Source organism: Flavobacterium araucananum (genome assembly GCF_002222055.1).
Taxonomy (GTDB): Bacteria; Bacteroidota; Bacteroidia; order Flavobacteriales; family Flavobacteriaceae; genus Flavobacterium; species Flavobacterium araucananum.
Genome location: NZ_MUGS01000071.1, coordinates 20,380 through 42,202 on the forward strand (window position 1 = coordinate 20,380; position 21,823 = coordinate 42,202).

At 35.6% G+C, this 21,823-nt stretch carries 14 protein-coding genes and 1 pseudogene; 14 read left to right on the forward strand and 1 reads right to left on the reverse strand.

What is annotated here, in order from left to right:
- Positions 1-14: 14 nt before the first annotated feature.
- Positions 15-2,912 carry a translation initiation factor IF-2 gene (gene infB, locus B0A64_RS23085; protein ID WP_089481818.1) on the forward strand — a complete coding sequence of 966 codons (2,898 nt, stop codon included), beginning with the start codon at positions 15-17 and terminating at the stop codon, positions 2,910-2,912.
- 159 nt (positions 2,913-3,071) lie between these two features.
- Positions 3,072-3,581 carry a DUF4920 domain-containing protein gene (locus B0A64_RS23090; RefSeq protein ID WP_089481819.1) on the forward strand — a complete coding sequence of 170 codons (510 nt, stop codon included), beginning with the start codon at positions 3,072-3,074 and terminating at the stop codon, positions 3,579-3,581.
- A 52-nt stretch (positions 3,582-3,633) separates the two neighbouring features.
- Here B0A64_RS23090 and B0A64_RS23095 read toward each other — a convergent pair whose 3' ends face one another.
- Positions 3,634-4,023, reverse strand: coding sequence for an SPOR domain-containing protein (locus tag B0A64_RS23095; RefSeq protein WP_089481820.1), 390 nt, complete (start codon positions 4,021-4,023; stop codon positions 3,634-3,636).
- Positions 4,024-4,242: 219 nt separating this feature from the next.
- Here B0A64_RS23095 and B0A64_RS23100 point away from each other — a divergent pair, with 219 nt between their 5' ends.
- The 12 genes and pseudogenes from B0A64_RS23100 to B0A64_RS23155 all read left to right on the forward strand — a co-directional run.
- Positions 4,243-5,571, forward strand: a complete 1,329-nt coding sequence (locus B0A64_RS23100) for a c-type cytochrome (protein WP_089481821.1) — start codon at positions 4,243-4,245, stop codon at positions 5,569-5,571.
- 32 nt (positions 5,572-5,603) lie between these two features.
- The gene (locus B0A64_RS23105; RefSeq protein ID WP_089481822.1) at positions 5,604-8,669 is read left to right on the forward strand and encodes a TAT-variant-translocated molybdopterin oxidoreductase; all 3,066 of its coding nucleotides are present in this window, start codon (positions 5,604-5,606) and stop codon (positions 8,667-8,669) included.
- Positions 8,670-8,703: 34 nt separating this feature from the next.
- Positions 8,704-10,104 carry an NrfD/PsrC family molybdoenzyme membrane anchor subunit gene (nrfD, locus tag B0A64_RS23110; protein ID WP_089481823.1) on the forward strand — a complete coding sequence of 467 codons (1,401 nt, stop codon included), beginning with the start codon at positions 8,704-8,706 and terminating at the stop codon, positions 10,102-10,104.
- Positions 10,097-10,621 (forward strand): DUF3341 domain-containing protein, encoded by a 525-nt coding sequence (locus tag B0A64_RS23115; RefSeq protein WP_056245298.1) that lies wholly within the window; start codon positions 10,097-10,099, stop codon positions 10,619-10,621. The genes nrfD and B0A64_RS23115 overlap by 8 nt, the downstream gene beginning before the upstream one ends.
- Before the next feature lie 8 nt (positions 10,622-10,629).
- A complete protein-coding gene (locus B0A64_RS23120) occupies positions 10,630-11,175 on the forward strand; it encodes a c-type cytochrome (RefSeq protein WP_089481824.1) in 546 nt (181 codons plus the stop codon).
- Positions 11,176-11,202: 27 nt separating this feature from the next.
- On the forward strand, positions 11,203-12,600 hold the full coding sequence (locus B0A64_RS23125; RefSeq protein ID WP_089481825.1) for a quinol:cytochrome C oxidoreductase: 1,398 nt from the start codon (positions 11,203-11,205) through the stop codon (positions 12,598-12,600).
- Positions 12,601-12,619: 19 nt separating this feature from the next.
- Positions 12,620-13,804: a cytochrome c oxidase subunit II gene (locus B0A64_RS23130; protein WP_089481826.1), complete on the forward strand. Its 1,185-nt coding sequence runs from the start codon at positions 12,620-12,622 to the stop codon at positions 13,802-13,804.
- Between the two features lie 31 nt (positions 13,805-13,835).
- Positions 13,836-15,638 (forward strand): cytochrome c oxidase subunit I, encoded by a 1,803-nt coding sequence (locus B0A64_RS23135; protein WP_074660567.1) that lies wholly within the window; start codon positions 13,836-13,838, stop codon positions 15,636-15,638.
- A 111-nt stretch (positions 15,639-15,749) separates the two neighbouring features.
- Positions 15,750-16,772: a Holliday junction branch migration DNA helicase RuvB gene (gene ruvB / locus B0A64_RS23140; RefSeq protein WP_089481827.1), complete on the forward strand. Its 1,023-nt coding sequence runs from the start codon at positions 15,750-15,752 to the stop codon at positions 16,770-16,772.
- A gap of 12 nt (positions 16,773-16,784) precedes the next feature.
- Positions 16,785-18,131 (forward strand): cytochrome P450, encoded by a 1,347-nt coding sequence (locus B0A64_RS23145; protein WP_089481828.1) that lies wholly within the window; start codon positions 16,785-16,787, stop codon positions 18,129-18,131.
- On the forward strand, positions 18,128-19,054 hold the full coding sequence (gene queG / locus B0A64_RS23150) for a tRNA epoxyqueuosine(34) reductase QueG (RefSeq protein WP_089481829.1): 927 nt from the start codon (positions 18,128-18,130) through the stop codon (positions 19,052-19,054). The genes B0A64_RS23145 and queG overlap by 4 nt, the downstream gene beginning before the upstream one ends.
- Positions 19,055-19,521: 467 nt before the next feature.
- A pseudogene (locus tag B0A64_RS23155) lies at positions 19,522-21,823 on the forward strand (DUF11 domain-containing protein); the annotation flags it as partial.

A 21,823-nucleotide genomic window follows, 5' to 3' on the forward strand; every position in this document is an offset into this window, starting at 1 on the left:
AATAAAAAGGTTATATGTCTGAAGAGAGAGTAATAAGAATAAACAAGGTTTTAAGGGAATTAAATATTTCGTTAGAAAGAGCTGTTGATTATCTAAAAGATAAGGGAATTGCTATTGATGCAAATCCGAATGCGAAAATTTCTGATAGCGAATTTAATATCCTACAAAGCCAATTTGCGGGCGATAAGGGGAATAAAGAAGCTTCTAAAGAAGTGGGGGAAGAGAAAAGAAAAGAAAAAGAAGCTTTGCGTGTAGAGCGCGAAAAAGAAATTGAAGACAAACGCAGACAAGACGAGGAACGCCAGAAACAACAAGAGATTATAAAAGCGAGAGCTGTTGTAACCGGACCTGTTCAAGTTGGTAAAATAGATTTAAACCCAAAGAAACCTGCTGTTGTTTCTCCTCCTGCTGAAGAACCAGCTAAGGTCGAAGAGCCAAAAGTAGTTGTTACTCCAACTCAACCAGAAAAACCTGTTCAAAAAGAAGTTGTACAGCCAGAGCCAGTTGTGGTTCCTGTAGTTTCTGAAGAGAAAAAGGTAGAAAAACCTATTATTACAGAGAAAAAAGAAGTAAAGGAAGTAAAAGAAGTAAAAGCAGAAGCTCCAAAAGTAGCTCAGGAACCAGTTGTTTCAACGGATCCTGCAACTGCAGAAGAAACGATTACTACACAATATCAAAAATTATCCGGAACCACTCTTACAGGTCAAACAATTGATTTATCACAATTTAATAAACCTAAGAAAAAGAAAGAAGATCCAAAGATAACTCCTAATAAACCAGGAGCTCCGGGGGCAAATAATAACGCTAATAAAAATAAGCGTAAAAGAATTGCTCCTAAACCGGGAACTCCGGGTGCACCAAAACCTGCAACAGGTCATGCGCCGGGAACTCCAAACCCTAATAAAATTACCCCAAATACCGGTGGTGGTGGATTTAATGCTAACAGAAGTGCAAGACCAGGTTTTGTAAAAGGAAACCGTCCCGCAATTGTAGCAAAAGTAGAGCCTACTGAAGAGGAAGTAAAAAACCAAATTAGAGAGACTCTTGAAAAACTTCAGGGTAAAGGTGGAAAATCGAAAGCTGCCAAATACAGAAGAGATAAAAGAGATACGCACCGTCAGAAATCTGATGAAGAGCAAAGAGCTATTGACGAAGGAAGTAAAACTATTAAAGTTACTGAGTTTGTTACTGTAGGTGAAATTGCAATTATGATGGATGTGCCGATTACTAAAGTAATTGGAACTTGTATGTCTCTTGGTATCATGGTTACCATGAACCAACGTTTAGATGCTGAAACATTAACTATCGTTGCTGATGAGTTTGGTTACGAAGTTGAGTTTATTACAGTAGATATCGAAGATGCTATTGAGGTAATCGAAGATAAAGAAGAAGATTTAGTTGTTAGAGCACCAATCGTTACTGTAATGGGTCACGTCGATCACGGTAAAACATCTTTACTGGATTATATTCGTAAAGAAAATGTTATCGCTGGTGAGTCCGGAGGTATTACACAGCACATTGGAGCTTACGGAGTAACTTTAGATAATGGTCAGAAAATCGCATTCTTAGATACACCGGGTCACGAGGCGTTTACCGCAATGCGTGCACGTGGAGCTCAGGTTACCGATATCGCTATTATCGTTGTTGCGGCAGATGATGATATCATGCCACAAACAAAAGAAGCAATTTCTCACGCACAAGCTGCGGGGGTACCAATTATATTTGCGATCAATAAAATTGATAAACCAAATGCTAATGTTGAGAAAATCAAAGAGCGTTTGGCTGGTATGAATTTACTTGTTGAAGATTGGGGTGGAAAAATTCAGTCACATGATATTTCTGCAAAAGTTGGAACAGGGGTAAAAGAATTATTAGAGAAAGTTTTATTAGAAGCTGAAATCTTAGATTTAAAATCGAATCCAAACAAAGCAGCTCAAGGAACAGTTGTTGAGGCTTTCTTGGATAAAGGAAAAGGATATGTGTCAACAATTTTAGTTCAACACGGAACTTTAAAAGTTGGAGATTATATGTTGGCAGGTAAGCATCATGGTAAAATTAAAGCCATGCATGACGAACGTGGACATATCGTTAAAGAAGCTGGGCCTTCGACTCCGGTATCAGTATTAGGTCTTGATGGTGCAGCTACTGCAGGAGATAAGTTCAATGTATTTGAAGATGAAAAAGAAGCAAAACAAATTGCCTCTAAACGTTCTCAGTTAATGCGTGAACAATCTGTACGTACACAACGTCATATTACACTTGATGAAATTGGTCGTCGTATTGCTCTTGGTCAGTTTAAAGAATTGAACGTGATCCTTAAAGGAGATGTTGATGGATCTGTTGAAGCATTGTCAGATTCGTTCTCTAAACTTTCTACAGAAGAAGTTCAAATTAATATTATACATAAAGGTGTTGGAGCAATTACTGAAACTGACGTTATGTTGGCTTCTGCTTCTGATGCAATCATTATTGGATTTAACGTTCGTCCTGCTGGAAATGCGAGACAACTTGCAGATAAAGAAGAAATCGATATTCGTTATTATTCTATTATCTATGCTGCTATCGATGACTTGAAAGATGCGATGGAAGGAATGTTAGCTCCGGAGATGAAAGAAGAAATTTTAGGAACTGCTGAAATCCGCGAGATTTTCAAAATTTCTAAAGTAGGTTCAATCGCTGGTTGTATGGTAATGGACGGTAAAATCATGAGAACTTCTAAAATAAGAGTTATCAGAGAAGGAGTAGTAGTGCATACAGGAGAACTTGTAGCATTAAAACGATTCAAAGATGATGTTAGAGAAGTTTCTAAAGGTTACGATTGTGGTATCCAGATCAAAGGTTATAATGATATCGAAGAAAGAGATGTTATTGAAGCATACCATGAAGTTGCAATCAAAAAGAAATTGAAATAAAATTCAATAATTATATTTTAAAAGTCCCAATGAAAATTGGGACTTTTTTTGTTTCTGCTATTTTAAGTCGAAAATATTTGTACGATTCCGTTTATAATTAAAAAAGGATATTTAACTTGTGTTTTATTTTAATATTATTTTTGATAAAACTATTTAAACATGAAACGATTATTATATACTGTTGTTTTTTTTATAAGTATTTCAAGTCAGTCTTTTTCTCAGGAAGCTGTTGAAAAAAAAGGACCGCCATCAGGTAATGCTGTTATTGGTGATTATTATGGGGCTGATGTCTCTAAAATATCACAGAGTAAAGCAATCTCGGTTGGAGAATTACAGGAAAAATTAAAGCAGGATAAAAAGGCAGAAAATATTACTATAAAAGGAGTGGTAACAGATGTTTGCAAAAAAAGAGGGTGTTGGGTTACTCTTAAAACGGATAATGGTACTTCCTTTTTTGTAAAAATGAAAGATTATGCTTTTTTTGTGCCTACAGCATTACAAGGAAAAAATGTTGTTTTAGAAGGTAATGCTGAAAAAGAGGTTACGGCTGTCGATGAACTAAAACATTATGCTAAAGATGCTAAAAAAGCCCAATCTGAGATAGATGCCATTACGGTGCCAAAAGAAGAAATAAGATTTTTGGCGAGTGGAATTAAAGTGGTGAATTAGTTTAAAAAAAAAGCGAGATATAATCTCGCTTTTTTTGTTTTAATAGTTGTTTTTATTTGCTTGGTTTGATCAAAAAGACACTTTTGTATCTCTTTTTGATGTCGGCTAAATTTCTTTCAGCCTCTATTCGTGTTCTGAAATTACCAACCATAACTTTGTAGTTGGGAGTATTGAAAATTATTGTTCCGTCAATATTACTATATTCTCTTTTAAAATCCGATAACGTTTTCTTGGCTTCATCGCTTTTGCCGCTAAATATTTGAATTTTGTAAGTGTCATTTGTATTTATTGACGTGTTAATTTTGCGTTTGTCATTCAATAATTGCTCAAATTTAGGATCTTGATTTACGATTAAATTTTGGTCTTGAGCATGAATATTATATGCTAAAGTGAACATTGTTAATGTTAAGAAAACTCTTTTTGAAGGGGCTAAAATTCTCATAATGTGATGGTTTTTATGCAAAAATAGTATTTAAAAATTGTATGGAAAATTTTGATATTATTTAGAATTGATATAAATTGATATTTAAGAGTATTTTAAGGTTTTGAGAATAGTTCATAAGTCGTATTTTTGTGCAAGTTTTAAAAGAAGGTATTAGTTTTTCGTTGATTTACTACAGAAAAAATCATACCAAAAATTAGTAGATAATTATTATACTATATGAAAAAGGTGGGTAACCATAATTCGATCTCAAGAAAATTACTACTTAGCTTATCGCTAACGTTAATTTTCTCCCTAACTTCATTTGCTCAAGCTGCTGCTCCGGCGGCGCCTGCTGCTGCCGCTCCGGCTGCAACTTCAGGTGGTGATCCAGTAAAAGGGAAAGAACTTTTTAATGCAAATTGTGCTGCATGTCACAAATTAGATGCTAAATCAACAGGTCCTGCTTTAAGGGGAGTTGCTGCTAAGCACGAAATGGCTTGGATCTATAAATGGGTTCATAACAGTTCTGAAGTAATTAAATCAGGTGATGCTGTAGCTGTTAAACTTTTTGAAGAAAACAACAAGTCAGTAATGACTGCTTTTCCTCAATTATCTACTGGTGATATTGATAACATTATTGCTTATACTTCTGAAGTAAAAGCTGAGCCTGCTGCTGGTGCACCTGGTTCTGCTGCGCCTCCGGGAACTGCTGTAGAAGGTGGCGGAATTTCTAATAATATTATTTTAGGAGCTCTTGCTCTTGTGATGGCTATTTTGGTTGTTATGTTGTTCATGGTGAACAAAGTTTTGACCAAAGTTGCTAGTAATAATGGTATTGAAGTTGCTCCTAGAGAGGCTAGAACGCCAATCTGGAAAGCTTTTGCTAAAAACCAATTCTTGGTTTTAGTTACTTCGATATTCTTGCTTTTGGCAAGTGGTTATTTTGTATATGCTTTCTTGATGCAAGTAGGTGTTGATCAGAATTATGAGCCAATTCAGCCAATTCACTATTCTCATAAAATTCACGCAGGAGATAACGAGATCAATTGTAAATATTGTCACTCTGCAGCTCGTGTGAGTAAAAATGCTGGTATTCCATCTTTGAATGTTTGTATGAACTGTCATAAAAACATTTCTGAAGTTGCTGAAACTACTGCTACTCCTGAGTACAGCAAAGCGTTTTACGATGCTCAGATTCAAAAATTGTATGATGCTGTTGGTTGGGATAAAACCAAACAAGCTTATACTGGAAAAACGCAGCCAGTAAAATGGGTTCGTATTCATAATCTTCCTGACTTTGTTTACTTCAATCACTCACAACACGTAACTGTTGCAGGAGTTGAATGTCAAACTTGTCACGGTCCAGTGCAGGAATTTGAGATCATGAAGCAATATTCTAAATTAACAATGGGGTGGTGTATTGATTGCCATAGAAAAACTGATGTTAAGATGGAAGGAAATGCTTACTATGATAAAATTCATGCTGAACTTTCTAAAAAATACGGTGTAGAGAAATTGACTGCAGCGCAAATGGGAGGTTTAGAATGCGGTAAATGCCACTATTAATCGAATTATTAAGATTTTAATATTTATATACAATGTCATCAAACAAAAAATACTGGAAAAGTGTTGAAGAACTAGAGAATAGTTCTATTGTTGAGGCGCTTAGAAATAACGAATTTGTTGAAGAAATTCCTACTGAAGAATTTTTAGGAAATGCAGATGCTTTAGCTTCATCTGGAACTTCACGTCGTGACTTTTTAAAGTACGTAGGATTTAGTACTGCAGCGGTTACACTTGCTGCCTGCGAAGGTCCTGTTCACAAGTCTATACCTTATGTGTTACAACCAGAACAAATCATTCCTGGTGTTGCTGATTATTATGCAACTACTGTTTTTGATGGTTTTGATTTTGCTAACTTATTAGTGAAAACTCGTGAGGGTCGTCCAATTAAAATTGATAACAATACTATTTCTGGATCTAAGTTTTCAGCCAATGCTAGAATTCATGCGTCTATCCTGTCATTATATGACAGCATGCGTTTGAAAGAACCTAAATTGGATGGAAAAAATGGTAGCTGGTCTGCTGTTGATTTAAGAATTAAATCAAGTCTTGCTGAAGCAAAAGCAAAAGGTGGACAAGTGGTGTTGTTGACAAGTACGTTGGCGAGTCCGTCTACAGAAAAATTAATAGGGGAATTTATTGCTAAAAACCCTAATGCAAAACATGTTGTTTATGATGCCGTTTCGTCATCTGACGCATTAGATGCATTCGAGACAGTTTACGGAGAAAGAGCTCTTGTTGATTATGATTTTTCAAAAGCTTCTTTAATTGTTTCCGTTGGTGCTGATTTCTTAGGAGACTGGCAAGGTGGTGGATATGATGCAGGATATGCGCAAGGTAGAATCCCTTCCGGATCTAACGGAGCTAAAAAAATGTCCCGTCATTTTCAGTTCGAATCAAACATGACATTGTCTGGAGCTGCTGCTGATAAACGTATTCCAATGAGTAGTGCGGATCAAAAACAAGCTTTAGTTCAGATCTATAATACAATAACAGGATCTTCTGTTGCTAATTCTTTAGATGCTAAGTTTAAACCAGAAGTAGTAAAAGCTGCTCAACAGTTAAAACTTGCAGGTTCTAAAGGAGTTTTAGTTTCAGGACTTGAAGATAAAAATGCTCAATTATTAGTTTTAGCGATCAACCAGGTGTTGGCGAGTGAAGCTTTTGATACTGTAGGTACAAGACAAATTAGAAAAGGATCTAATGCACTTGTAGCTCAATTGGTAAAAGATATGAATGCTGGAAGTGTTCATACTTTAATCATGAGCGGAATTAATCCGGTATATACTTTAGCTGATTCAGCTGCTTTTGTATCTGGATTGAAAAAAGTAAAAACATCAGTTGCTTTTTCTTTAAAAGAAGATGAAACTGCATCGATAACTACAATTGCTGCTCCGGTTCCTCATTATTTAGAGGCTTGGGGAGATGTTGTACTTACAAAAGGAACTTATAGTCTGACTCAGCCAACTATCCGTCCAATATTCAATACAAAACAATTTCAAGACGTTTTATTATCATTAAACGGAATTCCTGGAAATTTCTATGATTACATCAAAGCTAATTCAGCTTCAGTTATTGTAGGTTCTTCTTGGAACAAAGTTTTGCATGATGGTGTTTTTGTTATTGGTTCATCTGCATTAGCTGCAGGATCTGTTGATTATAGTGCTGCTGCAAGTGCTGTTGCAAAATCTAAATCAGCTGGAGATTTCGAATTAGTATTGTATACTAAAACAGGTTTAGGAGATGGTCAACAAGCAAACAATCCTTGGTTGCAAGAGTTTCCGGATCCAATTACAAGAGTTTCCTGGGATAACTATGTAACTGTTTCGAATGCTGATGCTAAAAGATTGCTATTAACAAATGAAATTGTTGCAAACGGAGGTTTAAACGGAAGTTATGCTACAATTACTACTGCTGATGGTTTAAAATTAGAAAACGTACCAGTAATTGTTCAGCCAGGACAAGCTGTTGGAACTGTTGGTTTAGCATTAGGTTATGGTCGTAAGGCTGCTTTGAAAGAAGAAATGGTAGTAGGTTTAAATGCTTACTCATTATATAAAAATTTCAATAGTGTTCAATCTGTTTCTATTGTGAAAGCAAATGGAGTTCATGAGTTCGCTTGTGTTCAAGGACAAAAAACACTAATGGGAAGAGGAGATATTATTAAAGAAACTTCTCTTGAAATCTTTAATACTAAAGATGCTGAATTTTGGAACGAACAACCAATGGTATCTTTAGATCACGAAGAAGTAAAAGCTACAACTGTCGATTTATGGGAATCATTTGATCGTTCTACAGGACATCACTTTAACCTTTCGATTGACTTAAACGCTTGTACAGGTTGTGGAGCATGTGTTATTGCTTGTCACGCCGAAAACAATGTACCAGTTGTAGGTAAAGCAGAAGTAAGAAGAAGTCGTGATATGCACTGGTTGCGTATTGACAGATATTATTCTTCTGAAAGCACTTTTGAAGGTGATAACGAAAGAAAAGAAAATATCGCTGGTTTATCTAGTTCATTATCTACATTTAATGAAATGGAAAAACCTGGAGATAATCCACAAGTTTCTTTCCAACCAGTAATGTGTCAACACTGTAATCACGCACCGTGTGAGACAGTTTGTCCGGTTGCTGCGACATCTCACGGTCGTGAAGGTCAAAATCACATGGCATACAACAGATGTGTTGGTACTCGTTACTGCGCAAATAACTGTCCGTATAAAGTACGTCGTTTTAACTGGTTCTTGTACAACAAAAACAGTGAATTCGATTACCACATGAATGATGACTTAGGACGTATGGTATTAAACCCAGACGTAAACGTTCGTTCTCGTGGAGTTATGGAAAAATGTTCTATGTGTATTCAAATGACACAGGCGACTAAATTGAAAGCAAAAAATGAAGGTCGTCCGGTTGCTGATGGTGAATTCCAAACAGCATGTTCAAATGCTTGTTCTTCTGGAGCAATGATATTTGGTGATGTTAATGATACTGAAAGTAAAGTAGCTAAATTAGCTGCAGACGATAGATCATATCACTTATTAGAGCATGTAGGAACTAAGCCTAATGTGGTTTACCATGTTAAAGTTAGAAATACTTAGAATAAATTATTAATTAAGAAACATATAAAGGATTATGTCGTCTCACTACGAAGCACCCATTAGAAAACCTTTAGTTATAGGTGATAAATCTTATCACGATGTAACTGTAGATGTAGCTGCACCTGTTGAGGGGCCTGCAAACAAACAATGGTGGATTGTATTTTCAATCGCATTAATAGCCTTCCTTTGGGGGTTAGGTTGTATAATTTACACCGTATCTACCGGTATCGGAACATGGGGATTAAATAAAACAGTTGGTTGGGCCTGGGATATCACGAACTTCGTTTGGTGGGTTGGTATTGGTCACGCCGGAACATTAATTTCTGCGGTATTATTACTTTTCCGTCAACGTTGGAGAATGGCGATTAACCGTTCTGCAGAAGCTATGACTATCTTCTCGGTAGTTCAGGCAGGTTTATTTCCAATTATTCACATGGGACGTCCATGGTTAGCATACTGGGTTTTACCTATTCCAAATCAATTTGGATCATTATGGGTAAACTTTAACTCACCATTGTTATGGGACGTATTCGCAATTTCTACGTATCTTTCGGTATCATTAGTTTTCTGGTGGACTGGTTTATTACCTGATTTTGCAATGTTACGTGATAGAGCAATAACACCTTTTAATAAAAGAGTATATTCTATCCTAAGTTTTGGATGGAGTGGTAGAGCAAAAGACTGGCAACGTTTTGAAGAAGTATCTTTGGTTCTTGCAGGTTTAGCTACTCCACTTGTACTTTCTGTACACACGATTGTATCGATGGACTTTGCTACTTCTGTAATTCCGGGATGGCATACAACAATTTTCCCTCCTTACTTCGTTGCAGGAGCGGTTTTCTCAGGATTTGCAATGGTAAACACCCTGTTGATCGTTATGAGAAAAGTGTCTAACCTTGAAGCTTATATTACAGTACAACATATCGAGTTAATGAATATTGTAATCATGATTACAGGTTCTATCGTAGGTGTAGCGTATATAACTGAGCTATTTGTAGCTTGGTATTCAGGTGTAGAATATGAGCAATATGCGTTCTTGAACAGAGCAACCGGACCTTACTGGTGGGCATATTGGTCAATGATGACTTGTAACGTTTTCTCTCCACAATTTATGTGGTTCAAGAAATTAAGAACAAGTATCATGTTTTCATTTATTATTTCGATTGTTGTAAACATCGGAATGTGGTTTGAAAGATTCGTAATTATCGTTACTTCTTTACATAGAGATTACCTTCCATCTTCTTGGACAATGTTTTCACCAACATTTGTTGATATTGGAATTTTCATTGGAACAATTGGTTTCTTCTTTGTATTGTTTTTATTATACTCCAGAACATTCCCTGTAATTGCTCAGGCAGAGGTAAAAACAATTTTGAAAGGAACAGGAGATAATTACATTAGAGAAAGAGCAAATAAAGATTCACATCATGAGTAATAAAGTAATATACGCCATTTATAATGACGATGATATTTTGATGGATGCAGTAAAGAAAACCAGAGCTGCTCATCATCATATTGAAGAAGTTTTTACTCCATTCCCAGTTCACGGATTGGATAAAGCTATGGGATTAGCACCAACAAGATTAGCAATTTGTGCTTTCTTATACGGTTGTGTTGGTATATCTGTTGCAACAACCATGATGAGTTATATTATGATTCATGACTGGCCGCAAGATATTGGAGGTAAACCAAGTTTTAGCTTCATTCAGAACATGCCAGCATTTGTACCAATTATGTTTGAAATGACAGTATTTTTTGCTGCTCACTTAATGGTTATTACTTTTTATATGAGAAGTAGATTATGGCCATTCAAACAAGCGGAGAATCCTGATGTAAGAACAACAGATGACCATTTTTTAATGGAAGTTGCTGTAAATGATAACGAAGCAGAACTAGTTTCTTTTTTCGAAGGAACAGGAGCTGTTGAAGTTAAAGTAATTGAAAAGAATTAATTGTAGCTATGAAAAGGATATATAAAATAACACTTTTAGTTGGTATAACTATTTTAGTTTCATCTTGCCACAATAATTCGGCACCAAACTATCAGTATTTCCCTAATATGTATGAGTCTGTAGGTTATGAAACCTATTCAGAAGCAAAAATATTTAAAGGTGGAAAAGAAGGACAGCTTCCTGCAGTAGGAAGTATCAATAGAGGTTTTGAACCTTATGAATATGAAAATTCAACTGCTGGTTATGAATTGGCTAAAGCTAATTTAAAATCACCTTTGGATTCTATCGAAAGAAATTCCGGTAAAGGAAAAGAACTTTTCGAAATTTACTGTATCAGTTGCCATGGTGCAGCTGGAAATGGTAAAGGTAAATTGGTTGAAAGAGAAAAATTTCTTGGAGTACCTAGCTATAAAGACAGAGTAATCACTGAAGGAAGTATCTTTCATGTTGAAACTTATGGTTTAAATGCAATGGGTTCACATGCAAATCAATTAAGTGCCCACGAACGTTGGTTAGTTGCTGACTATGTTCTAAAACTAAAAAGCCAATTATAATTGTTGAACAAACTGATCGTAATAGATATGTATACATTTTCAAGTAAATTAAAAACTCTTTCTATCATCCTAATGGCCCTTGGTATATTAGGAATTGGATATGGTTTTTTAACTGCTCCTAAAGATATTCAAGAAGTTGAAAAAATTCTGGCTGCAGATGCACATGGTTCTCATGGTGCTGCACATGAAGCAACAGCTGAAACTTCACATCAAGAAGCTGGACATCACGAAGCTGCTGCTGAAGCTTCACATGAATCGCACAAAGGTGGCGAGCATGAAAAAGTAAATGCTGCTGATGAGCACGAAAAACATTTAACACACGTGTTGCACCAATTGCAAAATAAGCCTTGGTCTGCATTATATGTTGCTTGTATTTTCTTTTTACTACTTTCTATGGGAGTTTTAGCATTTTATGCTATTCAACAAGTTGCTCAGGCAGGTTGGTCTCCGGTTTTGTTTAGAGTAATGCAAGGGATTACGGCTTACTTGCCAGTAGGTTCAGTTATTTTCTTTATCATTTTAATTCTTTGCGGATTGCATTTTAATCACATATTTGTATGGTTAGGTGAAGGAGTTACGGATCCAACAAGTGCAAATTATGATAAAATTATTGCAGGAAAAGCAGGTTACTTAAACTTTGGTTTCTGGATCGCAAGAGCTGTTATCTTTTTATTAGGATGGAATTTATACCGTTACCAATCTAGAAAAAATTGTTTAGCTCAGGATGAGGCTAATGATGATCTATATTACAAAAAGAACTTTAAGTTAACTGCTGGTTTCTTAGTATTCTTTATCGTATCTGAGTCTATTATGTCTTGGGATTGGATTATGTCAATTGATCCACACTGGTTTAGTACTTTATTTGGATGGTATGTTTTCGCATCTTTCTTCGTAAGTGGTATTACTGCAATTGCATTAGTAACTGTTTACTTAAAATCTAAAGGATATTTAGAGTATGTAAATACAAGTCACATTCACGATTTAGCTAAATTTATGTTTGGTATTAGTGTTTTCTGGACTTATTTATGGTTCTCTCAATTCATGTTAATCTGGTATGCTAATATTCCTGAAGAGGTAACATACTTCGTAACAAGAATTCAATTATACAATTTACCATTCTTTGGTGCTGTAGTTATGAACTTTGTGTTCCCATTATTAATATTAATCAACACAGACTTTAAACGTCTTAGTTGGGTTATCGTAATGGCTGGTGTTGTTATCTTACTAGGTCACTATGTAGATTTCTTTAATATGATTATGCCTGGTACAGTTGGAGATAAATGGTTTATTGGAGTTTCTGAAATTGCATCTATACTTTTCTTCTTAGGTTTGTTTATTTTTGTTGTATTTACGGCATTAACTAAAGCTCCTTTGTTAGCAAAAAGAAATCCTTTCATAGAAGAAAGTAAACATTTTCATTATTAATATTTAAAGAAGTAAACAGATGACAAGTTTGTTGGTAATTATAGTTTTAGTTTTATTAGCAGTTGCATTATGGCAATTGACCAAGATATTTGATCTTACTCAAGTGGGATCTTCTTCGGACGATTCTCAGGTTGCATCAGATAATGATAATAATATTCAAGGGTATATTATGTTTGGCTTCTTGGCATTCATTTATATATTTACGATTTACGGTTTACTAAAATGGGGTGGTTTAGCACTTCATACTCCTGCATCAGAGCATGGACTTTTGGTAGACAACTTGATGAATATTACTTGGGTTTTAATTTTTGTAGTTCAATTTATTACACAAGGATTATTATACTGGTTTTCTTTTAAAAACAGAGGGCATAAAGATAAAAAAGCTTTATTTTTTGCTGATAGTAATAAATTAGAAGCAATTTGGAGTATTATTCCATCTGTAGTTTTGGCTTGTTTAATTCTTTATGGATTGTACGCCTGGAACAACATTATGTTTGTTGATAAAGACGAAGATGTAATTGAAATTGAATTATACGCACAACAATTTAAATGGACTGCAAGATATGCAGGTCAGGATAATGTTTTAGGAAAAGCTAACGTACGTTTGATCGAAGGTATTAATACTTTAGGTGTTGATATGTCTGATAAAAATTCAGCTGATGATATTGTAGTTTCTGAATTACATATTCCTAAAGGTAAAAAAATACATTTCAAAATGCGTTCTCAGGACGTATTGCACTCAGCTTACATGCCTCACTTTAGAGCGCAAATGAACTGTGTTCCCGGAATGGTTACTGAGTTTGCTTTTGTTCCAACTTATACAACAGCAGAATACAGAGAGTTGCCTTTTATGGTTGAAAAAGTTGCAAACATCAACAAACTTAGAGCTGAAAAAAGCGTTGAGTTAGTTGCTAAAGGTGGTACAGCTTTAGATCCTTATACATTTGATTATTTATTATTATGTAATAAAATTTGTGGAGCTTCTCACTACAACATGCAAATGAAAGTGGTTGTTGATACTCCTGAAGATTATAAAAAATGGTTAAGCGAAAAAACTACTTTAGCTCAGGATATTAAAGCGGCAGCTGCTGCTAAAGCACCGGCTGAAGGAGCAAAAGCGACTACAGATAGTACTGCTAAAGATACTGTAAAAGCGGTAATTGATACTGTAAAAGCAGCTATAGCTAAAGTTGCTATGAAATAATATTTATTAAGAAAATTTAAAGTACACATATATGTCAGCAGAAGCGCACGATCACGATCACGGACACGATCACGAGCACGAACATCATCATAAAGACACGTTCATTACTAAATATATTTTTAGTATTGATCACAAAATGATTGCTAAGCAATACTTAATTACCGGTATTATTATGGGTATAATTGGTATTGCAATGTCCTTGCTTTTTAGAATGCAATTAGCATGGCCAGAGGAATCTTTCAAAATCTTTAATGTTTTATTAGGAGATAAATTTGCACCTGATGGTGTAATGGCAAATGATATTTATTTGGCTTTAGTAACGATACACGGTACCATCATGGTATTCTTTGTACTAACAGCCGGTTTAAGTGGTACTTTTAGTAACTTACTTATTCCGCTTCAGATTGGAGCAAGAGATATGGCTTCCGGATTTATGAACATGATTTCATACTGGTTGTTTTTCTTGTCTGCTGTTATCATGCTTTCTTCTTTATTTGTTGAAGCTGGACCAGCTTCTGCAGGTTGGACAATTTATCCGCCATTAAGTGCTTTACCACAAGCAATTCCAGGATCTGGAACAGGTATGACTTTATGGTTAGTTTCTATGGCTATATTTATTGCATCTTCTTTAATGGGATCTTTAAATTACATCGTAACGGTAATCAACTTAAGAACTAAAGGAATGTCTATGACCAGACTTCCACTTACAATCTGGACATTTTTCGTAACAGCTATCATTGGTGTTATTTCTTTCCCGGTATTGTTATCTGCAGCATTATTATTGATTTTTGACAGAAGCTTTGGTACTTCATTCTTCTTATCAGACATCTATATTGCAGGAGAGGTTTTACATTACCAAGGTGGTTCTCCGGTTTTATTCGAACACTTATTCTGGTTCTTAGGACACCCTGAGGTTTATATTGTAATCTTGCCAGCAATGGGACTTGTTTCTGAAATTATGGCTACGAATTCTCGTAAACCAATTTTTGGATACAGAGCGATGATTATGTCAGTTCTTGCAATTGCATTTTTGTCTACAATTGTTTGGGGTCACCACATGTTTATTTCAGGTATGAATCCTTTCTTAGGATCTGTATTTACCTTCACCACTTTATTGATTGCAATTCCATCTGCTGTAAAAGCTTTTAACTGGATTACAACTTTATGGAAAGGGAACTTACAATTTAACCCTGCAATGTTATTTTCTATTGGTATGGTTTCTACTTTCATCACTGGAGGTTTAACTGGAATCATCTTAGGAGATAGTACTTTAGATATTAACGTTCACGATACTTACTTCGTAATTGCTCACTTTCACTTAGTAATGGGTATCTCTGCACTTTACGGAATGTTTGCCGGTATTTACCACTGGTTTCCTAAAATGTACGGAAGAATGTTAAATAAAAACTTAGGTTATATTCACTTTTGGGTAACAGCGGTTTGTGCTTACGGAGTATTTTTCCCAATGCACTTTATTGGATTAGCGGGTTTACCAAGACGTTATTATACAAATACAAACTTCCCATTATTTGATGATTTACAAAATGTGAATGTTTTAATTACAACATTTGCTCTTGTAGGAGGTGCGTTTCAATTGGTATTCTTGTACAACTTCTTTAGTAGTATTTTCTACGGTAAGAAAGCAGTTCAGAACCCATGGAGATCAACGACATTAGAGTGGACTACTCCGGTAGAGCATATTCACGGTAACTGGCCAGGTGAAATTCCTCACGTATACCGTTGGCCGTATGACTACAGTAACCCAAATCATGATGTAGATTTTGTACCGCAAAATGTACCAATGAAAGAAGGTGAAGAAGTTTTACACCACTAAAAATATTTTAAAAAAGACTGTCCTCACCGACAGTCTTTTTTGTTTTAGTTAAAATTCGAACCGTCTACTTTTACTGTTTTACAAACTGATTACTTTGTCTATCTTTGTAAAATGAATGAGAACCTAGATCCCACTACAAATGGGTACAACCCAGAAGAATTAGATCTTGAAAAAAGATTGCGTCCGCTGTCATTTGATGATTTTGCCGGACAAGATCAAGTTTTAGAGAATTTGAAAGTGTTTGTTGCAGCAGCCAATCAACGTGGCGAAGCACTTGATCATACACTTTTTCATGGTCCTCCGGGATTAGGAAAAACAACCCTGGCTAATATTCTTGCCAATGAACTTGAAGTTGGAATCAAAATTACTTCCGGGCCTGTATTAGACAAACCTGGAGACCTGGCAGGTTTACTTACCAATCTTGACGAAAGGGATGTATTATTCATTGACGAAATTCATCGTTTGAGCCCAATTGTCGAAGAGTACTTATACTCGGCAATGGAAGATTTTAAAATTGATATTATGATCGAATCCGGACCTAATGCCAGAACGGTTCAGATCAATCTTAATCCTTTTACTTTAATTGGCGCAACAACCCGTTCCGGATTATTGACCGCACCCATGCGTGCACGTTTTGGTATTTCATCCCGATTACAATATTATACAACAGAACTTTTGACCACTATTGTCGAAAGAAGCTCTTCTATACTTAAAATGCCAATTTCATTAGATGCCGCTATCGAAATAGCCGGTCGTAGTCGTGGTACACCTCGTATAGCAAATGCGTTATTGCGCAGGGTACGTGATTTTGCACAAATAAAAGGAAACGGTACTATTGATCTTGAGATTGCACGTTATGCACTAAAAGCGCTTAATGTTGATGCTCATGGTCTTGATGAAATGGATAATAAGATCTTATTAACTATTATCAACAAATTCAAAGGTGGACCTGTGGGACTTTCGACTCTGGCAACCGCAGTATCTGAAAGTAGTGAGACGATTGAAGAAGTTTATGAGCCATTCCTGATTCAGGAAGGGTTTATTATGCGTACCCCCCGCGGTCGTGAAGTTACGGATAAAGCCTATAAACATTTAGGAAAAATAAACGTTAACATTCAGGGCGGATTGTTTTAAATTCTATTCAAGATGTTTGATAACAGAAAATATAATTACCCGAAAAGGCTTTCGATATTGAGATTTTTTCTGGATTCAGAAGGAGTGCGGAAAAATCCTATTCCGTATCATAAAAGATATTTTGATCAGTTTGGAGATTCTTTTTCTCTTAAAATTGGTAGATCCAAACATATAATTTTGTCCAGAGATAATGAGGTTGCTCAATATATCCTGCAAAAGAATCAAAAGAACTATCATAAGTCTAAATTTCAATCTGTATATCTTTCTAAATATTTAGGCAAAGGACTTCTGACTGTTGATGGTGATTTTTGGCTAAAGCAAAGGAGATTAATTCAACCCGCATTTCATAAACAAAAGATGAATCAGTTGGTTGAAAACATGAATAAGACAATTGGTTTAGAATTAGATGTTTTAGTGGAGGAGAAACCAATTGATCTTTTTCCTGTTATGAGTCAGTTAGCCTTTAATGTTGTGGCTAAGTCATTGTTTCAGCTTTCAATTTCAGACGAAAAGCTAAACAGGATAAAATTTATTATTGAAGAAGTTCAGAATTTTTTAATTAAAGAAATTCGACTTCCACATAAAAGTTGGTGGTTTTCTTTAAGCGGTCAGGTCAAAAAACATCTGGAGTTGGCAGAAGAAAATAATGCAATCATTCAGGAAATTATTGAGCAAAGATTGACTTCGAAAGAAGAGATTAATGACTTACTGAATATGCTTTTGGAAACCCGATATGAAGATACGGGAGAAGGTATGTTGGTTAAACAATTGGTTGATGAAATAAAAATTTTGTTTATAGCTGGTCATGAAACGACTGCAAATGCATTGACTTTTACACTTCATCTTTTAGGTAGAAATCCGGATATACAGCAAAAAGTTCTCGATGAGATTATCGAAATAGAATCTCAAACGCAGGACATTATCGAGCAACTTCAAAAAATGACCTATACCAATGCAGTCTTAAATGAATCGATGCGATTATATCCACCAGCCTGGATTACAGATAGGCAGAATGTTACAGATGATACACTTGCCGGATATCATATAAAAAAGGAGACACTTATTGGCGTTTCTTTCTATGAGTTGCATCGTAATCCTAAGTATTGGGAGAATCCCGATGAATTTAATCCGGAAAGATTTCTTGGAGAACAAAAAAAACACGCTATGCAATATTTTTATCCGTTTGGTGCAGGACCCAGAATGTGCATCGGATCGGGATTTGCTATCTATGAAATGTGTTTGACAATTTCTCAGATTGTCAAAAAATATGTGATAAAATCTACTAGTGAATCTATTGCATTTAATCCTCTAATAACCTTAAAACCTGTTGGTGTAGAAGTTTCATTCTCTAAAAGATGACAATCAATTCAAAAGAGACATATTCGCAGTTTATAAAAGCAGAGGCAAAGAGGCTTGGTTTTCTTTCTTGCGGAATATCTAAAGCTGGATTTCTGGAAGAAGAGGCACCACGGCTTGAAAAATGGCTTAATAATAACCATCACGGTCAAATGGCATACATGGAGAATTATTTTGATAAACGTTTAGACCCTACTTTATTAGTCGATGATGCAAAAAGTGTTATCTCTCTTTTATTAAATTATTATCCAACAGAAGCTCAAAGTCAGGAAAGTTTTAAGATCTCGAAATATGCTTATGGGCAGGATTATCATTTTGTGATAAAAGAGAAATTAAAAGAATTTCTTCATTCGATTCAGGAAAATATAGGTGATGTTTCCGGTCGTGCTTTTGTCGATTCGGCACCTGTTTTAGACAGGGCATGGGCTGCAAAAAGCGGACTTGGATGGATTGGTAAAAGCGGAAATCTCTTAACACAAAAAGTAGGTTCTTTTTATTTTATTGCAGAGCTTATCGTAGATTTAGAACTAGAATATGATCACGCTACAACAGATCATTGTGGCTCTTGCACCGCTTGTATCGATGCTTGTCCCACACAAGCAATAGTGGCTCCTCATGTAGTCGACGGCAGTAAATGTATCTCGTATTATACAATCGAACTCAAAGAAAATATTCCTTACGAAATGAAAGGAAAATTTGATGAGTGGATGTTTGGTTGTGATACCTGTCAGGATGTTTGCCCGTGGAACAGATTTTCAAAACCACACTCAGAACCCTTATTTAATCCAAATCCTGAATTGCTTTCTTTTTCTAAAAAAGACTGGATCGAAATTACCGAAGAAACTTTTCGTACGGTATTTAAAAACTCTCCTATAAAAAGAACCAAATTTGATGGTTTAAAGCGCAATATTACCTTCTTAAAATAAATTTTCAGCCTTTTTTATTTTATTCAAAATACAATTTATTTGTAAGATTTTTACTTTTTTATGTCAAAATTTTCAATTAACTGAATATTTGATAAAAAATTAAGAATTTTCTGTTGTTTTGTTATCAAATAGTTATATTTTTTGCTGTTTCAGGTTAATTTTTATCGCCAAAAAGTGTAATTCAACGTTTATCTAAGTAGTTTGTCGAGTAAAGTAGCTAGTACATAGGGGTTTGCATATTTCCGCGGCTTCAAAAACTACTAATTTAATCGAAAGACAATTTTGTGTCTTGTACCTGAAAACACTTATGGTTCAAAAGCTACTTAATTTTTACAAAGATCTTCAAAAGACTTTTTTAAGACTTTTAAAATCCAATCTTTTAATTTTATCGTATCTCTTCTACATGTTGAAAACCAAATTAGGGTATTCAGCATTTGATATTTCTATTTTAAAAATCACAGCTGTCTATGCGTAACTTTACTTCTGGTCCATCTAAATTGTTTAGATTGAATTTCTTAGTTCTATTTCTATTATTGATTAGTTATAACGCATCGGCACAGTTTTATACAAAACATTACATTGCACCAGCACCTTGGCAATACTTTAGTAAAGCCAATGAAATTGTAATTGCAACCAATTCTACCGCCACTGTAAATATTACAGTAGCTAAGAGTGATGGTACCCTGGTAACAGCGCTAACGGCTACAAAAGGAGCTCCTGCGGTATATAGATTTGCAGGTAAACCAAGTGCAGCCCCTGCTTTTGCATTAAACACAGTTTTGAATGCGGCCGGACTAATTGTTACTGGAGATGCTCCCATTTCTATTAATTTAAGAAATGTCGCTTCAGATGCCTTAGGTGGCGATGGTACAGATCAGGATATTAAAGGGAATGCAGCATTGACAAGTTTTGGCGATGCAGGAATTGGTATACGATTTAGAGTAGGATATTACAGAGATGGTTCTTTAGGAAATTTTAATGGTTATGGCGATCAACGCCCGATCTACAGTATCTTGGCAATTACAAATGGTACTTCGGTAACAATAGATGGTGTAGTTAAAGCAACTTTAGATGCGGGTCAAAGTTATTTGTTTAAGGCGCCAATAGGTACTTTAGTACAATCATCGAACCCAACGGTTATGAATACTTCTGCTGCGATTGATACACCTGGTGGCTGTGGAGACGGAGCTTACAATCAGGTTCCTCCCGAATCAGTTTTGGGATCAGAATATTTTATAGAAAGAGGAAAAGGAAATGATACAGCAGAGCAAACTACGGTTGTCGCTACAAAAGATAATACAACAGTTACCGTTAACAGTTATTCAGTTACAGGAGCAATAACAGGAACAACAACGACTGTTTTGGCTACGGCAGGTAAGTTTTTTACTTTCCTGAACGGTGTTTCAAATACTAATTTTTCAGCTTCACGAGTTTCTGCAGACAAAAATGTAGCAGTATATTCAGGTACTGCCCAATCATGTGAGGTTGATATTTCGACTATTGCACCAGTATCAGAATGTGGAGGATCTAATTTTATAGAAACGGCTAAATTTAGAAACTACGGAACAGGATCTCTACCGTATTTTGGATATATACTTTTAAAAGATGCTACAGCCGTTGTCAATGTTAATGGGACTAATATAGAAACAGTATCAGGCATTTCTGCCCGTCATCAATTAGGTTCAACAGGGTGGTATATAATTAATTTTGAAGATACCCAGATCGGAAGCCCAAATGTTCTTTCGATATCTAGTGCTGCCAAATTAACAGTTTCAATTGTACAACAAGGCGGAGGATTTTCGATGGCAGGGTTTTTCTCTAATTTTGCGGCTCAGCCGGAAGATCCTACAATGACTTACGTTGCCGGAGGCGGATGTACTAATAATACAGCCACATTGACAACTCCTTCAGGATTTGCACCTTACCAATGGTATTTTAATGGTACTGCAATAACCGGAGCAAATTCAGATTCATATATTGCTACTAAAACAGGGGCATATTCAGTAGCTTCAACTTTGGCTTGTGGAGTCCAGACTCAATCTAAACCGGTTAATGTTACTTTATGTACAGACTTAGGAGTTACAAAAACAGTTGATATTGCCACTCCATGTGTAGGGTCTAATGTAGAATTTACAGTTAAACTAAGTAATTTAGGAGTTAATAATGCTACAGGAGTTTCTATAAATGATTTACTTCCGTCAGGATATACATTTGTAAGTGCAACACCATCAGTTGGGAGTTATAATTCAGGAACAGGAGTTTGGAGTATTGGTGATAGTAATGGAGGAGTTACTGAAACTTTGAAAATCATTGCTAAAGTAAATGCTACAGGAGTTTATACCAATACAGCAGCATTGCCAGGTACAACAGTAGACAGTAATTCGGCAAATAATTCGGCTAGCGCTTCAACAACACCAAACCCATTACCAACACTTGTTATTACTAATCCGGCGGCAGTTTGTTCGCCATCAAAAGTTGATATAACAGTTCCGGCAATTACTGCAGGAAGTTCATCAAATTTAACTTTTACTTATTGGACAAACGCAACAGCTACAACATCATATACTACCCCAACAGCAGCTACGGCAGGAACTTATTATATTAAAGCCACCACAGCTGCAGGATGTTCAGATATAAAACCGGTAGTGGTAACGGTAAATGCAACACCTGCAGCACCAACAGCTTCCCCTCAAAGTTTTTGTTCAGCCGATGCTAAAAAAGTAAGCGATTTAGTCGCTACCGGAACTAACCTAAAATGGTATTCTGCAA

Coding starts and splice junctions, on each gene's coding strand:
- B0A64_RS23090 (WP_089481819.1), top strand. CDS start 3,072: ATGAAACGATTATTATATACTGTTGTTTTTTTTATAAGTATTTCAAGT.
- B0A64_RS23100 (WP_089481821.1), top strand. CDS start 4,243: ATGAAAAAGGTGGGTAACCATAATTCGATCTCAAGAAAATTACTACTT.
- B0A64_RS23120 (WP_089481824.1), top strand. CDS start 10,630: ATGAAAAGGATATATAAAATAACACTTTTAGTTGGTATAACTATTTTA.
- queG (WP_089481829.1), top strand. CDS start 18,128: ATGACAATCAATTCAAAAGAGACATATTCGCAGTTTATAAAAGCAGAG.
- B0A64_RS23105 (WP_089481822.1), top strand. CDS start 5,604: ATGTCATCAAACAAAAAATACTGGAAAAGTGTTGAAGAACTAGAGAAT.
- B0A64_RS23135 (WP_074660567.1), top strand. CDS start 13,836: ATGTCAGCAGAAGCGCACGATCACGATCACGGACACGATCACGAGCAC.
- B0A64_RS23115 (WP_056245298.1), top strand. CDS start 10,097: ATGAGTAATAAAGTAATATACGCCATTTATAATGACGATGATATTTTG.
- B0A64_RS23145 (WP_089481828.1), top strand. CDS start 16,785: ATGTTTGATAACAGAAAATATAATTACCCGAAAAGGCTTTCGATATTG.
- B0A64_RS23130 (WP_089481826.1), top strand. CDS start 12,620: ATGACAAGTTTGTTGGTAATTATAGTTTTAGTTTTATTAGCAGTTGCA.
- ruvB (WP_089481827.1), top strand. CDS start 15,750: ATGAATGAGAACCTAGATCCCACTACAAATGGGTACAACCCAGAAGAA.
- B0A64_RS23125 (WP_089481825.1), top strand. CDS start 11,203: ATGTATACATTTTCAAGTAAATTAAAAACTCTTTCTATCATCCTAATG.
- B0A64_RS23095 (WP_089481820.1), bottom strand. CDS start 4,023: ATGAGAATTTTAGCCCCTTCAAAAAGAGTTTTCTTAACATTAACAATG.
- infB (WP_089481818.1), top strand. CDS start 15: ATGTCTGAAGAGAGAGTAATAAGAATAAACAAGGTTTTAAGGGAATTA.
- nrfD (WP_089481823.1), top strand. CDS start 8,704: ATGTCGTCTCACTACGAAGCACCCATTAGAAAACCTTTAGTTATAGGT.